15 protein-coding genes are annotated in these 13,712 nt (G+C 63.5%); 8 read left to right on the top strand and 7 right to left on the bottom strand.

Annotated features, from left to right (window positions below; translation table 11 throughout):
* Window positions 1-7: 7 nt before the first annotated feature.
* The 7 genes from IEV62_RS11320 to IEV62_RS11290 all read right to left on the bottom strand — a co-directional run bounded on the left by IEV62_RS11320 (window position 8) and on the right by IEV62_RS11290 (window position 5,491).
* A complete protein-coding gene (locus IEV62_RS11320; RefSeq protein ID WP_188447518.1) occupies window positions 8-1,234 on the bottom strand; it encodes an acetyl-CoA hydrolase/transferase C-terminal domain-containing protein in 1,227 nt (408 codons plus the stop codon).
* Between the two features lie 13 nt (window positions 1,235-1,247).
* Window positions 1,248-2,042 carry an enoyl-CoA hydratase-related protein gene (locus tag IEV62_RS11315; protein ID WP_188447516.1) on the bottom strand — a complete coding sequence of 265 codons (795 nt, stop codon included), beginning with the start codon at window positions 2,040-2,042 and terminating at the stop codon, window positions 1,248-1,250.
* A gap of 1 nt (window position 2,043) precedes the next feature.
* Window positions 2,044-2,454 (bottom strand): PaaI family thioesterase, encoded by a 411-nt coding sequence (locus IEV62_RS11310; RefSeq protein WP_188447514.1) that lies wholly within the window; start codon window positions 2,452-2,454, stop codon window positions 2,044-2,046.
* A gap of 7 nt (window positions 2,455-2,461) precedes the next feature.
* Window positions 2,462-3,223, bottom strand: a complete 762-nt coding sequence (locus IEV62_RS11305) for a glucose 1-dehydrogenase (protein WP_188447512.1) — start codon at window positions 3,221-3,223, stop codon at window positions 2,462-2,464.
* A 19-nt stretch (window positions 3,224-3,242) separates the two neighbouring features.
* On the bottom strand, window positions 3,243-3,713 hold the full coding sequence (locus tag IEV62_RS11300) for a MarR family winged helix-turn-helix transcriptional regulator (protein WP_188447510.1): 471 nt from the start codon (window positions 3,711-3,713) through the stop codon (window positions 3,243-3,245).
* A 99-nt stretch (window positions 3,714-3,812) separates the two neighbouring features.
* Window positions 3,813-5,006 (bottom strand): acyl-CoA dehydrogenase family protein, encoded by a 1,194-nt coding sequence (locus tag IEV62_RS11295; protein ID WP_188447508.1) that lies wholly within the window; start codon window positions 5,004-5,006, stop codon window positions 3,813-3,815.
* Window positions 5,003-5,491 carry a Rossmann-fold NAD(P)-binding domain-containing protein gene (locus IEV62_RS11290; RefSeq protein ID WP_229733054.1) on the bottom strand — a complete coding sequence of 163 codons (489 nt, stop codon included), beginning with the start codon at window positions 5,489-5,491 and terminating at the stop codon, window positions 5,003-5,005. Before IEV62_RS11290 ends, IEV62_RS11295 begins: the two co-directional genes overlap by 4 nt.
* A gap of 128 nt (window positions 5,492-5,619) precedes the next feature.
* Here IEV62_RS11290 and IEV62_RS11285 point away from each other — a divergent pair, with 128 nt between their 5' ends.
* The 8 genes from IEV62_RS11285 to IEV62_RS11250 are packed head-to-tail and all read left to right on the top strand — an operon-like array spanning window position 5,620 to window position 13,613.
* A complete protein-coding gene (locus tag IEV62_RS11285) occupies window positions 5,620-7,047 on the top strand; it encodes a 3-oxoacyl-[acyl-carrier-protein] synthase III C-terminal domain-containing protein (RefSeq protein ID WP_188447506.1) in 1,428 nt (475 codons plus the stop codon).
* 1 nt (window position 7,048) lies between these two features.
* On the top strand, window positions 7,049-8,245 hold the full coding sequence (locus IEV62_RS11280) for an acetyl-CoA acetyltransferase (RefSeq protein ID WP_188447504.1): 1,197 nt from the start codon (window positions 7,049-7,051) through the stop codon (window positions 8,243-8,245).
* A gap of 25 nt (window positions 8,246-8,270) precedes the next feature.
* On the top strand, window positions 8,271-8,723 hold the full coding sequence (locus IEV62_RS11275; protein WP_188447502.1) for a MaoC family dehydratase: 453 nt from the start codon (window positions 8,271-8,273) through the stop codon (window positions 8,721-8,723).
* Window positions 8,720-9,595 carry an HpcH/HpaI aldolase/citrate lyase family protein gene (locus IEV62_RS11270; RefSeq protein ID WP_188447500.1) on the top strand — a complete coding sequence of 292 codons (876 nt, stop codon included), beginning with the start codon at window positions 8,720-8,722 and terminating at the stop codon, window positions 9,593-9,595. The genes IEV62_RS11275 and IEV62_RS11270 overlap by 4 nt, the downstream gene beginning before the upstream one ends.
* Window positions 9,592-10,770, top strand: a complete 1,179-nt coding sequence (locus IEV62_RS11265; protein WP_188447498.1) for an acyl-CoA dehydrogenase family protein — start codon at window positions 9,592-9,594, stop codon at window positions 10,768-10,770. The genes IEV62_RS11270 and IEV62_RS11265 overlap by 4 nt, the downstream gene beginning before the upstream one ends.
* Window positions 10,771-10,777: 7 nt before the next feature.
* Window positions 10,778-11,689: an SDR family NAD(P)-dependent oxidoreductase gene (locus IEV62_RS11260; RefSeq protein WP_229733052.1), complete on the top strand. Its 912-nt coding sequence runs from the start codon at window positions 10,778-10,780 to the stop codon at window positions 11,687-11,689.
* Complete coding sequence (locus tag IEV62_RS11255; protein WP_188447494.1) at window positions 11,686-12,618, top strand: NAD(P)H-dependent flavin oxidoreductase; 933 nt, start codon at window positions 11,686-11,688, stop codon at window positions 12,616-12,618. Before IEV62_RS11260 ends, IEV62_RS11255 begins: the two co-directional genes overlap by 4 nt.
* Complete coding sequence (locus IEV62_RS11250; protein ID WP_188447492.1) at window positions 12,615-13,613, top strand: NADP-dependent oxidoreductase; 999 nt, start codon at window positions 12,615-12,617, stop codon at window positions 13,611-13,613. The genes IEV62_RS11255 and IEV62_RS11250 overlap by 4 nt, the downstream gene beginning before the upstream one ends.
* Window positions 13,614-13,712 lie beyond the last annotated feature (99 nt).

Here is a 13,712-nt window from a genome sequence, read left to right as displayed (position 1 = left end):
GCGTCTCCTAAAGTTTGCGGGCGTAGGCCGCCCACTGTTCTGCAAGCGTATCGCGCCTGTCGGGCGCCGCGATCGCGATGAGGGCAAGTGCCCGTGCTTCATAGCCGAGCCCGCGCAGGTCTGCAGCGCCGTGTTCGGTGACGATCACGTCGACGTCCATCCGGCCGAGCGACACCGGTCCGGCCGCCTGGCCGGGTGCGACGATCCGGCTTATGGTGCCGTTCCCCGCGTTCGCCGGCAGCGCGACGATGCGCAGGCCGTGACCGCGGGCGCCACGGGCATAATCGGACGCACCGCCTGGCCCCGACATCAGTCCGCGTGGGGTCAGTTCAGCGTAGACCTGGCCGAACAGGTCGACCTCGATCCCCGAATTGATCGTCACGAGGTCGTCGATCGCGGCGAGACTTTCGGCACCGTGCGTGATCGACACGGGCGCGAAATGTATCGCTGGATGATCGAGCGATGCGTAAAGCCGTGCGCTGCCGATCGCGACGCCGACGGTGGCGTGGCGAACCGCACCCGCCTCGATCAGGCGAAGCAATCCGTCGCCCATTAAGCCGGTATGCGCGTTTAAGTCGCGGTGCGCACCGAGCGCTCCGAACACCGCGTCGGGAAGCTTGCCAAGCCCCGCTTGCACCGTCGCGCCATCCGGTACGAAGCGCGCGACATGCGCAGCAATCGCGCTGGCGACCGCGTCTGGCTCCGCCGCTGGCGTACCCGCCAGCGGCTGGTCCTGCTCAACATAGGCCGTCAGCGCATCGAAGGGGATGCCGAAACTGCCCCGTGTCTGCGGCATCAACGAATTGATATGCGCGATCCGTACCGGGATCTCGCGCCAGAGTTCGGCGATGAACGCGACCTCGGTGCCAAAGCTGCACAGTCCGTCCGCATCGGGCGGCGAACACATGAACAGCGCCGCGGTAGGCTTACGACGCCGCAGTTCGACCAGAATATCCTGATAGCAGAGCGGCAGGAACTCGACACGATCGGCTTCAGCGCGCAGGTCCGGCGTCAGGAAGAAGGTAAGTACCCTCGCCTTCGGCCCCGCACGCCAAGTGCGCCGGTTTAGCCCGCCGACGAAGATCCCGGCGAACGTCATCGCGCCCAGTGCCGCCCCTGCCGTCTCCACCGCATCCGCGAGCACGGTGGACTCCGCCGAACAGGCCGACACCAAAGTCAGCCCGCCCGGCAGCAGGACGGTGGCGAGCTCGCCGGGGTCGATCCGTCGCGGCATCACGATCACCCGATCACTTCACATATTTATGGAAGTCGGGTTTCCGCTTTTCGGTGAAGGCGTTGACGCCCTCCTTCGATTCCGCGGTATCGTAAAACAGCTTCACCGCGTTCAGCGCCATCTGGCTGATGCCGCGAATATTCTCGCTGTCGGCGTTGAACGACCGCTTGGCGAGTGCGAGCGCGGTCGGCGAGCGTTCACCGATCGTATCGGTCCAGGCATTGACTGCGGCGTCGAGTTCGGCCGCCGGCACGACTTTGTTGACCAGCCCCATCTCGAGCGCCTGTTGCGCTGTGTACTGCTCGTTGAGGTACCAGATCTCGCGTGCCTTCTTGTCACCGACATGGCGTGCAAGCAGCGCCGTACCCCAGCCGCCATCGACCGAACCAACCTTGGGGCCGACTTGCCCCATCTTGGCAGTATCCGCAGCGATGGTCAGGTCGCAGAGCGTCGCGAACACGTTGCCGCCGCCTATCGCAAAACCGTTCACGCGGGCGATCACGGGTTTGGGAATATCACGGATGATCGACTGCAGCTCGTCAATCGGCAGCCCGACAATACCTCGGCCGTCATATTGCCCCTCATGCGCGGATTGATCCCCCCCGGTGCAGAACGCCTTGTCGCCCGCGCCCGTCAACACCACTGAAGACACTCCCTTGTCGTCGGCGGCAAGTTTAAACGCTGCGATAAGTTCCTCGATCGTTTTTGCCCGAAATGCATTATAAAGCTTGGGTCGGTTGATGATGATCCAGGCTGCACGGTTACGTTTTTCATAGATAACGTCTTCAAAAGTCGTCGGGTCGATCATGTCAGTCTCCTTGGTCTTTAGAACGATAGATGGCGCGCGACCGTGTGACAGGGTCGGCATTGACGGTCATCGTTGCTTGGGTGGACAGCATCGTGTGGCTCTGCTCGACCATCGTCACCCTGTCCTCGATCTCAGCCGCGACCGCGGCGGGTGCCGGATAGTCGACCGACAGGCTGATTGTCGGGCAATGGCTCGCGCGCTTTTCTGCCCCCGCCCCGAACACCATCAACTGAGTATCGCCGGGGGTTGCCATCGCACCGCTGTGCAAACCCCCGACGGGGTTCACATGCTGTTCGGCGACGTGGAACCCCATGCGGCAGGTCGGGCGGTTCAGCCAGACCGAGCAGAACGCCCGGCCGAAACCGGACCCCAGTTCGGTCGGTTCGAAACCGTAGGGGACAGGTTGCGTCAAGCGCGGCTCAGATCATGTTCATGCCGCCGGCGACCGAGAAGGTCTGGCCGGTTATGAAGCTAGCATCGTCCGACGCCAGGAAAGCGACGATTCCGGCGTAATCCTCGGGCTCGCCCATGCGCTTCAGCGGAATGCCGCGGACCATCGCGTCCTTCCACTTCACGGCCTGTTCGCCTTCGCCGAGCACGCTTGCCATCATCGGTGTGTTGGTCGGCCCCGGGCAGACGACGTTAAGCAGCACACCCTTCGACGCGAGTTCGCGCGCGACCGACTTGGTAAAGCTGATAAGCCCACCTTTGCACGCAGAATAAACTGCTTCGTTGCTGGTGCCGACGCGCGCGGCGTCCGACGCGATATTGATGATCCGCCCGGCGCGGCGCTCGACCATCTTCGGCGCGACCGCGGCGTGGGTGTGGAGCGGGCCATAAAGATTGATGCGGATGATCTTGTCCCACAGCATCTTGTCGGTGCTGAGGAACGGCGCGGGCTGATCCCAACCGGCATTGTTGACCAGCGCCCAGATCGGACCCAGTTCGGCTTCGACTCGATCGACCGCGGCGTTCACCGCGTCCTGGTCGCCGACGTCGACTTCGTAGGTCCTCACCGTGGCACCGGCGCCCGCCAGAGCTGCGGTCTCCTCGCCCGCCTCCGGCTTCAGGTCGAAGATCGCGACTTTCGCACCTTCCTCGGCCAGCCTCAACGATAACGCGCGCCCGATCCCCTGACCGCCGCCGGTGACGATCGCCACTTTGCCTTTCAAACCACGCAACGCTTAATCTCCTTTGAAGTTAACTGTGTTCGCTATCGCCCGCTTCGCCATCGACAAGGCTGCGCAGATTGCGTTTGATCAGGATCAGCGTGTCCGCCGTGACCTGAAGCGCGTTGTCGCTGACGCCGGCCATGATGTCCTGTTCGACATCCTGGACGTTGCTGCGGATCGTGGAGAGGAATTTCGCCCCCGAACTCGTCAGATAGACGCGCTTGATCCGCCCATCGCGCTGGTCGGACCGGCGCTCGACATAGCCCGACCCTTCCATGCGATCGAGCAGGCCGCCGATCGCCACCTTGGTCAGGTCAAGATCGGCGGCGAGCGCGGTCTGCGTCATGCCGTCACGACGCGATAAAAAAGCGAGAATCCACCATTGCGAGCGCGTGATACCCACCGGTTTGAGCGCACGATCGACCACGACGCGGCGCAGGCGCGACACGTCGTGAACGAGAAAACCGAAACGAAGGTTGGCGTTGAGATCCTTTGGCACGACAGATCCTGACTTGAGAATGGACCCAACGCCGTTACGCGAATCCGTGAAATCACGCTCCGAAAAATTGTTCGATGACGGATCGTCGTCGCCCAACGCTCAATCCAGCCGTTTCGGGCTGAGCTTGCCTTTGAACATCTCGCGCGCGATGATTGTCTTCATGATTTCGACTGATCCGCCGGCGATCTTCACGATCCGCGCATCCGCATACGCGCGGCAGATGGGATATTCCCACATATAGCCCCAGCCTCCGAACAGCTGCAGGCACTTGTCCGCCGCTTCGCAATGCAGTTCCGACGTAACCAGTTTGGCCATTGCTGCATCGACCGAATCCAGTTCGCCGGCCATGAACAGTTCGATGCACTTGTCAGTAAACACGCGCGCCATCACGCTCCGTGCTTTCAGGTCCGCCAGAACGAATTGCGTGTTCTGGAAATCACCGATCGTCTGGCCGAACGCGCGGCGCTCGGCAGTGTAATCCACGGTCCACTCGATCATCGTCTCCGTAACCGTAGCCGACCGGATCGCCTGCGCCAGCCGCTCCTGCGCCAGCTTGGTCATCATCAGCTTGAAGCCGCCACCTTCGGTGCCGAGCATCGACGATGCCGGGATGCGCATATTGTCGAAGAACAGTTCGGACGTGTCCTGCGCCTTCATACCCAGTTTTTCGAGATTGCTGCCCCGCTCGAACCCCTTGGTCGCGGCGTCGACCAGGAACAGCGAAACGCCCTTGGCTCCAGCGTCGCTGTCGGTTTTGGTCGCCAGCACGATCACGTCGCACATCTGGCCGTTGGAGATAAACACCTTCTGCCCGTTAATGACGAAGTCGGCATCGTTGTCGCCCGGCTTCGCCTCCGGATCGCGCACCGCCTTGGTGCGCACCGCCTTCAGGTCCGATCCGGCATGTGGCTCGGTCATGCCGAGCGAACCGATCGCCTCGCCGCGCACCATCTTGGGCAGCCAGTGCCGCTTCTGCTCCTCGCTGCCGAACGACAAAATGTAGGTGGAGACCAAATCGGTATGGATCAGGAAGCCGGGACCGCTAGCCCCCACGCGCCACAATTCTTCGAATACCACGACGTCAAACAGATAATCGAGGCCGAGCCCGCCATATTCTTCCGGCACGGTGCAACACAGCAGACCAGCCTCACCCGCCTTAAGCCACAGTTCGCGCGGGACGATGCCGTCGCGCTCCCACTGCGCATGCAACGGCACGATCTCCTTTTCCACGAACTTGCGGACGGTTTCCCGCCACATATCATGCTCAAGCGTAAAAATCTTGCGGTCGATCATGCCCGGTTCGCCTTATCGCGTGCGGAAGAAGCCTGGATCATCTCGCGCACATCCTGCCAACGCCAGTCGGTCAAGTCGGAGCGGTCGGCAAAGGCAGCGGACTGGGCACGAGTCCGTCCGCCGCCGATCGCGACCGTCTGCCCGGTCAGATAGCTGCATCCGTCCGACAGCAGCAAGACGATCAGGTTCTTGAACTCAGCCATTGCGCCGAACAGACCGAGCGGCACGGTATCATCGTTCGTCGCGGAGAATTTCATGCCCGGTAGTGGGTTCAATTTCCGCCACGCGCCCTCGGTCGGGAAAAGCCTTGGCGCGATCGCTTTCGCGGCGTCCTCCAGCAGGTTGGCGCGGCGGCCGCAAATATGCATCGCCGCCCCGCGGGCGGCGATCGCGGTAGCGATTCCCTTGCCCAGGCCGGAACCGCCGCCAGTCATCAAAACCGGCGTCCCTACCATGACATCATCGCGAAAAATGTTGCGACTCACGCTGAACCCCGTTTCCTTGCCGGACGCCCTTATGGCTGCGCCGCGATCTTCGTCAACCTGTTTACAAGTTCATTGAATGGTGTCAAGAAACCTGCGGAACAAAACCCAGAAACGATACAGGATGAGGAATGTCGGGCAGGTTCATTTCAGGCGCGAGCGGGTATCTTCCATTGCTGCGGCTCGATCGCGCAGCCGCGGCGAAGGCGCTGCGCTTTTCGGGACTCGGCGGCAGGGGTGCGGGCACGCGCGCCGTCGCGGGCTGGGATGAGGATGCGCTGACGCTAGCGGTCGAAGCGAGTCGTGCGCTGGTTTCCGAATCCGCGCCGGCAAAATTCATCTTTGCGTCCACCTCGGCCCCGTTCTTCGAACGCAGCCAGGCGACGCTAGCGATCGAAGCCCTCGCCCTCCCCGTCGCCACGCGCAGCAACGACGTCGCCGGATCGCGCCGCTGCGCCGTAGCGGCCTTACTCGATGCGGTGCAGGGGTCTGGCGACACGGTGATTGCCGCCGGCGAGAAGCGCCCGGCCAGGGCGGGCAGCGCACAGCATTTCCGCTTCGGCGACGGCGGCGTGGCAGTGCGCGTCGGCGATGTGGGGGCCGCGCGATTCATCGGCTCGGCCAGCCTGTCACGCGATCTGGTCGACACTTATGCCTCGCGCGAGCATCCCACGCCTTATGTTTATGAGGAACGCTTCGTCCGCGAAGTCTCCGCGCGCGACGTCATCGCCCCCACGATCCGCGCCGCCTGTGCAGATGCCGGGATCGACCCTTCCGCCATCACCCACGCGGCGGTCCACGAACCTCTCCCCAATCTGTGGCGCGACATCGCCAAACTGTCTGGAGTCACCGCACCCAATTACGCTACCGATCTTGAGGCCAAGGCTGGCGATCTCGGCGCGGCGCATGCGCTCTACGCTTTCGCGCTGGCGCTAGATGCCGCGAAAGCGGGCGACATCATCCTGCTCGCCAGTTTCGGTTCGGGCTGCGACGCTTTGCTGTTCGAAGCCACCGGCGATACCCCCGGCAGCTCGGTGGCAAGTGCGATGCTCGCCACCGGCATCGTCACAACCGACTATGTACGATTCCTGTCGCTCACCGGAGAGATCGCGCTCGATTGGGGCGTGCGATCCGAGTTCGAGCAGAAGGCGCAGGGGACGGTACTCGAACGCCACGGCCGCAACACAATCGGCTTTATCGGTGGGCGCGATTCAGCCGGGAACGTGCAATTCCCCAAGAGCCGCATGCCCGTGCGCCCCGGTGCCACCGGCCCCGAACCGATGGCCGACATCCGTCTCGCCGATGTTGCGGCCAACCTTGTTTCGGTCACCGCCGACCGGCTCAATTACACGCCCGATCCGCCCTTCTGGTTCGGCCTCGTCCAGTTCGACGGCGGGGCGCGCGTGCTCATGGAATTGACCGACGCGGATCCGAAGGGCTTCTCGGTCGGCGATCCGCTCGCCATGCGGCTGCGCATCAAGGGGATCGATCGCAAGCGGGGTTTTCGCACCTATTTCTGGAAGGCCGCACCACATGTGCGACCTTCGCTGGAGAACTGAAATGGCAACCGGGATCAAGGATCGCGTTGCGGTCATCGGTATGGGCTGCACCCAGTTCGGCGAACGCTGGGACAAGGGCGCCGACGACCTGATGGTCGAGGCGTTCGAGGAAGCGATTGCCGACGCCGGTATCGACCGCAGCCAGATCGAAGCGGCGTGGATGGGCAATGCGCTCGACGATATCAGCGTCGGCAACAGCGCGCTGCCCCTTGCGCACGCACTCCGGCTGCAAACCATCCCTGTCTCGCGCGTCGAGAACATGTGTGCGACCGGGACTGAGGCGTTGCGCGCGGCGACCTATGCAGTCGCTTCGGGTGCTGTCGATTTCGCTCTCGCGCTCGGCGTCGAGAAGCTTAAGGACACGGGGTATGGCGGGCTGCCGCTCAAGACCAAGGGGCTCGCGAACGATCTGTGGATGCCGTACGGATCCGCGCCCGGGACCTTCGCGCAGCTCGCCGGTGCCTATACTGCCCGCCACGGCGTCGATGCCGCCGATTTGAAGCGCGCAATGGGCCACGTCTCGTGGAAGAGCCATCAGAACGGCGCGCTCAACCCCAAGGCACATTTGCGCAATCCAGTCGACATGGAGAAGATCCTGTCCGCGCCGATGATCGCCGATCCGCTCGGACTGTTCGACTGCTGCGGCGTATCGGACGGCGCCGCCTGCGCGATTGTTACCACGCCGGAGATCGCCAAGTCGCTCGGTCGCGCCAACCCGGTCACCGTCAAGGCCATCCAGCTCTCGGCCAGCAATGGCTGGGAGATGCAGTACGGCGAATGGGACGGCGCGTCGGTACGCAACACTCAGGTCGCATCGCGCCGCGCCTATGCCGAGGCAGGGATTGACCCCCGCGCCGATCTGTCGATGACCGAGGTCCATGACTGTTTCTCGATCACCGAACTGGTGACGATGGAAGATCTCGGCCTGTCAAACGAGGGTCGCGCGCTGTTCGACGTTCTGGACGGCGATTACGATGCTAACGGCCGGATCCCGTGCCAGATCGATGGCGGACTCAAATGCTTCGGCCACCCGGTCGGCGCGTCGGGGCTGCGCATGGCGTACGAGGTCTACATCCAGCTCGAGGGCCGCGCGGGTAGTCGCCAGCGCCAGAACATGGATTTCGGGCTCACCCACAATCTCGGCGGATCGCCGTTCAACAGCGTCGCCGCGGTCTCGATCCTCGGCCGCTTAAACTGAACCGCCCAAATCAAGGAAGCATTTTGTGCCAGGTCTGTATTTCGAGGACTTCACCATCGGGCGCATCTTCATGCACGAGATCCGTCGCACCGTCACCGACATGGACAACATGATGTTCTCGTCGCTGACGTACAATCCGGCGGCGATCCATATCGATCACGACTATTGCGCGAAGACCGAATTTGGCAAGCCGCTGATGAATTCGATCTTCACACTGGGTCTCGTGATCGGCCTGAGCGTGCAGGATACCACGTTCGGCACTACCGTCGCCAACCTTGGCATGACCGACACGGTGTTCCCCAAACCGGTGTTCGCGGGCGACACAATCCGCTCGCAGACAACGGTGATGGACCTGCGCGCCTCCAAGTCGCGCCCTGGCCAGGGCATCGTCACCTTCGAACATGTCGGGCTCAACCAGCATGACGAGATCGTCTGCAAGACGACCCGGGCCGCGCTGATGCTGGCCAAGCCGCAATGAGGCTGCGTTCGCTCCTGTTCGTGCCCGGCGACAGCGCGCGCAAGTTCGCCAAGGCGGCGGGCGTCGGCGCCGATGTGTTGATCCTCGACCTGGAGGATTCGGTCGCGCCGTCGCAGAAGGACGCCGCACGGGCGATGGTCGCGGGTCTGCTCGACGACACCGCGCCGCGCGCATGGGCATTCTTCGTTCGCGTCAACCCGTTCGACACCGGGCTGACGCTCGCCGATCTCGCCGCGGTGGTGAAGCCCGGGCTCGATGGCATCCTGGTTCCCAAGGCGAACGGCGCGCACGACATTGATCGCATCGGCCATTATCTCGACGCGTTCGAGCAGAAAGCCGATATGCCGCTCGGCAGCGTGAAGATAGCGGTCGTCGCGACCGAGACGCCGGCGGCGATGTTCGCGCTTGGCAGCTACGCGCCCGCGCACTCGCGGCTGGTCGGCCTGACTTGGGGTGCGGAAGACCTTGGAGCGGCGATCGGCGCGACCGGCAACAAGCATCCGGACGGCGCCTGGACCTTCCCCTATCAGGTCGCGCGCGCGCAGTGCCTGTATGCGGCGGCGGGTGCGGGCGTCGCCCCGATCGATACCCTATTCGCCGATTTCCGCGACACCGAGGGCCTGGAGCGATCATGCCGCGACGCGCGCCGCGACGGGTTCACCGGTCGCATCGCGATCCACCCCGATCAGGTCGCCGCGATCAACCGCTGCTTCAGCCCATCCGACGACGAACTCGCCGACGCGCGGAAGATCGTCGCCGCGTTCGCCGCATCCCCGGAGGCCGGCACGCTCGGCATCGACGGCAAGATGTACGACATCCCCCACCTCAAGGCCGCCCAGCGCACGCTCGCCGCGACCGGAGACAAAGCATGAGCACTCCCCGCCCCCTGCCCACCGAAGACGATCTCGACACCATCCGCGAAGGCGTCCGCGCGGTCTGCAAACCGTTCGACGACGAATATTGGCTCGACCGCGACGATACCGGTGAATTCCCTAAGGACTTTCACCGCGCGATGGCGGACGGCGGATGGCTCGGCATCACCATGCCGGAGGAATATGGCGGCTCCGGTCTCGGCGTGACTGAGGCGATGACGATGATGAGCGAGGTCGCGGCATGCGGCGGCGGGTTCGCGGCGGCGTCGACGATCCACATCAACCTGTTCGGCCCGCACCCAATCGTCGTGAAGGGGACGCCCGAGCAGAAGGCACGCTGGGTGCCGCGGCTCGTCTCAGGCGAGGACCAATGCTGTTTCGGCTTCACGGAGCCCGATGCCGGACTCAACACCACGCGGATCAAGACCTTCGCACGGAAAGTCCCGGGCGGTTACGTCGTCAACGGCCAGAAAGTGTGGACCTCGACCGCGCAGGTCTCGAACAAAATCATGCTGCTGACGCGCACCACCAAGTTCGAGGACTGTGCCAAGCCGACCGACGGTATTACCATCTTCTACACCGATCTCGACCGGTCCAAGATCGACGTCCACCTGATCCCCAAAATGGGTCGCAAGGCGGTGGATTCGAACGCGATCTTCATCGACGGGCTGTTCATCCCCGACGAAGACCGGATCGGTGAGGAGGGCAAGGGCTTCGGCTATATCCTCCACAGCCTGAACCCGGAGCGCATCCTGATCGGCGCGGAGGCGATCGGCATCGGCCGCGACGCGCTGCGCCGCGCGACCGCTTACGCCAAGGACCGCGTCGTGTTCGACCGCCCGATCGGCCAGAACCAGGGTATCCAGCATCCACTCGCCGAGCGCTGGATGTATCTCGAAAGCGCGTGGCTGATGGTCCAGAAGGCGGCTGCGCTCTACGATCAAGGATTGGCCTGTGGTGCAGAGGCGAACAGCGCGAAATTTCTCGCCGCCCGCGCGTGTCACGATGCAGCGTGGCAGGCGGTCGCGACGCATGGCGGCTTCGGCTACGCCAAGGAATATCATGTCGAGCGGCTCTACCGTGAATCGGCGCTGACCCGCCTCGCGCCGATCACCGAGCAGTTGATCATGAGCTTCATCGCCGAGAAGGTCCTCGGCCTGCCGAAGAGTTACTGAGATGGGCATGATGCAAGGCAAGGTCGCGCTGGTCACGGGCGCGGGACGCGGCGTCGGGCGCGGCATAGCGCTCGCACTGGCGAAGGCCGGGGCGGCGGTCGTGGTCAACGATCTCGGCGTATCGCTGACTGGCGACGAAAGTGCGGAGAACGAATCGCCCGCCCAGCAGGTCGTGGCCGAAATCGTCGCGATGGGCGGCCAGGCAGTCGCCAACCACGACAGCGTCGCCGACTGGGCCGGTGCCTGCGCGATGGTGAAGGCCGGCGTGGACAATTTCGGCCGGATCGATGCGGTTGTGAACAACGCCGGCAATTTGCGCGACGTGTTGTTTCACAAGATGAGTCCCGAGGATTTCGACGCTGTGCTCGCGGTGCACCTAAAGGGCAGCTTCAACACCAGCCGTGCCGCCGCACCGTTCTTCAAAGAGCAGGGATCGGGCGCGTTCGTCCACATGACCTCGACTTCAGGACTGATCGGCAACCTGGGCCAAGCCAATTATGCTGCCGCCAAAATGGGTATTGTCGGCCTGTCCAAGTCGATCGCGATCGACATGCAGCGCTTCAGCATCCGGTCCAACGCGGTCGCTCCGTTCGCGTGGACGCGGATGGTCAGTTCGATCCCCAACGAGACGCCGGAACAGCAGAAGCGCGTCGAGGGACTAAAGAAGCTCGTCGCGGAAAAGATCGCACCGTTCGTCGTCGCTTTGTGTTCCGATGCCGGTGCCAAGGTAACAGGCCAGATATTCGGCGTGCGCAACAACGAGATATATCTCTTCTCGCAGCCGCGTCCGATCCGCACCGCGCATACCGCCGAGGGCTGGACGCCTGAGACCGTCGCCGAACGGGTCTTTGACCAGTTCGCCAACGACTTCTACCCGCTTCAGAAGTCGGGCGACGTCTTCACTTGGGATCCAGTATGAGCCTAGCGACCGATCTGCGCGCGAAACTTCGCTTGCCCGTCATGGCCGGACCCATGTTCATAGCCTCGACTGCCGATCTGGTCATCGCGCAGTGCAAGGCCGGGATCATCGGCGCGATGCCTGCGCTAAACCCATGCAGCACCGCCGCACTCGATGAGGACGTGGCGCGCATTCGCGAGACCGTGGGGGACCGTCCTTATTGTATCAACCTTGTTGCGCATCGGACCAATGAGCGGTTGCAGGCTGATCTAGACGTGATCCTGCGCCACAAGGTGCCGATCGTCGTTCTAGCGCTCGCCGCCAACCCCGACCTGGTCAAGGAACTCCAAGCGAACGGCGCGCTGGTTTTCCAGGACGTAATCAAAAACCGGCATGCCCAAAAATGCGCAGAGATGGGCGTCGACGGCATCATTGCGGTCGGCGCGGGCGCGGGCGGACACACCGGCGACCAGTCGCCCTTCGCCTTGATGCAGGAAATCCGCGAATGGTGGGACGGGCTGCTGATCCTGTCAGGCTGTATCGCCAACGGCCGCTCGCTACTCGCCGCCGAGGTGCTCGGCGCTGATCTCGCGTATATCGGCTCTGCCTTCCTCGCGAGCGATGAGGCAAACACGCAAGCCGGGTTCAAGCAGATGATCGTCGATTGCTCGGCCGCCGACATCACCGTCACCAACTGCTTCACGGGGGTGAACGCGAACTTCCTGCTTCCCTCGATCCTGAAAAACGGGCTCGATCCCAAGAACCTGCAACGACCACCCGGCGGCGAGATCAACATCTCCGGCGGCGGCGCTAACAGCAAGGCGTGGCGCGATATATGGAGTGCCGGCCAAGGCATTGGCGCAATCAAGCGATCGGAACCCGCCGCTGCCTATATCGACTGGCTTGCCGACGACTATGCGCAGGCGAAGACCGCGATGGGCGTGGCATGAACCGCCAAGTCGTTCTCGTGTCTCGCCCGACGGGGGTGGCGCAAGCGGACAATTTCGCGATCCGGGAGAGCAACGATCCGGTCCCCGGCGATGGCCAGATTCTGGTCCACAACCGCTTTCTGTCGGTCGAGCCGGCGATGCGCGGCTGGATCGCCGACGTCGGCAACTATACCGCGCCAGTTGGCATCGGCGAGGTCATGCGATCCCTCGCGGTAGGGAGGATCGTCGCGAGCCGCCATCCGAATTATGCCGTTGGCGAGCATGTCGCGGGCTGGTTCGGCTGGCAGGAATTCGCCGCCGTCGATTCCGACGCGATCGTCCGCCGCGTGACCGAAACCGATCTTCCGTTATCGCTGGCGCTCGGCGTGCTCGGGATTAACGGCGTCACGGCGCATCTCGCGCTGACCCTGATCGGTGAGCCAAAGCCCGGCGACACGGTGCTCGTGTCAACCGCGGCGGGATCGGTGGGCTCAGCGGTCGGGCAGATCGCGACGATCCTCGGCGCGCGTGCGGTCGGGATCGCCGGCGGGGCCGACAAAGTGCGCCAGTGCGTCGAGGATTTCGGCTATGCCGCCGCGATCGACTACAAGGCACCGGAGCTCGGCCACGCGATCGATGCGGCGTGCCCAAATGGCGTGGACGTGTATTTCGACAATACCGCCGGCGTCATCAGCGACACCGTGTATCCCCGCCTGACGATCGGAGCACGTGTCGTCATCTGCGGTACCGCATCGATCCCCGCCTGGGACCCGTGGCCGACCGGTCCGCGCATCGAACGGCATTTGCTCGTCAAGCGTGCGCGGGCGCAGGGCTTCGTCATTTTCGATCACAACGATCGATATGACGCCAGCGTCGCTCAGCTGGCCGCTTGGGTCCGCGAAGGTCGGCTGCGCTATGCTGAAGACGTGCTCGACGGGATCGAGGCATGCCCGGATGCGCTCGCCGGCCTTTATCGCGGCGAGAACCGCGGCAAACGGGTCATCGAATTGCGCTAGAGTCTGATCCATTTATGTTGAAGCGTAGCCGGAGTTTCTGAGATAGTTGGCGCATTCCTGAGGCGGGAAAGCGTCGAGCAAGGTGCCGATGCGTTTCCA

This window comes from Sphingomonas psychrolutea (genome assembly GCF_014636175.1).
GTDB lineage: Bacteria > Pseudomonadota > Alphaproteobacteria > Sphingomonadales > Sphingomonadaceae > Sphingomonas > Sphingomonas psychrolutea.
Note: the sequence above shows the minus strand (reverse complement) of the source record. Positions and strands in the feature narration are given on the sequence as shown.

Bases quoted from the DNA above. Each gene is read 5' to 3' on its own strand.
- IEV62_RS11260 (WP_229733052.1), top strand. From the start codon at position 10,778: ATGATGCAAGGCAAGGTCGCGCTGGTCACGGGCGCGGGACGCGGCGTC.
- IEV62_RS11315 (WP_188447516.1), bottom strand. From the start codon at position 2,042: ATGATCGACCCGACGACTTTTGAAGACGTTATCTATGAAAAACGTAAC.
- IEV62_RS11270 (WP_188447500.1), top strand. From the start codon at position 8,720: ATGAGGCTGCGTTCGCTCCTGTTCGTGCCCGGCGACAGCGCGCGCAAG.
- IEV62_RS11265 (WP_188447498.1), top strand. From the start codon at position 9,592: ATGAGCACTCCCCGCCCCCTGCCCACCGAAGACGATCTCGACACCATC.
- IEV62_RS11295 (WP_188447508.1), bottom strand. From the start codon at position 5,006: ATGATCGACCGCAAGATTTTTACGCTTGAGCATGATATGTGGCGGGAA.
- IEV62_RS11285 (WP_188447506.1), top strand. From the start codon at position 5,620: ATGTCGGGCAGGTTCATTTCAGGCGCGAGCGGGTATCTTCCATTGCTG.
- IEV62_RS11250 (WP_188447492.1), top strand. From the start codon at position 12,615: ATGAACCGCCAAGTCGTTCTCGTGTCTCGCCCGACGGGGGTGGCGCAA.
- IEV62_RS11280 (WP_188447504.1), top strand. From the start codon at position 7,049: ATGGCAACCGGGATCAAGGATCGCGTTGCGGTCATCGGTATGGGCTGC.
- IEV62_RS11255 (WP_188447494.1), top strand. From the start codon at position 11,686: ATGAGCCTAGCGACCGATCTGCGCGCGAAACTTCGCTTGCCCGTCATG.
- IEV62_RS11320 (WP_188447518.1), bottom strand. From the start codon at position 1,234: ATGCCGCGACGGATCGACCCCGGCGAGCTCGCCACCGTCCTGCTGCCG.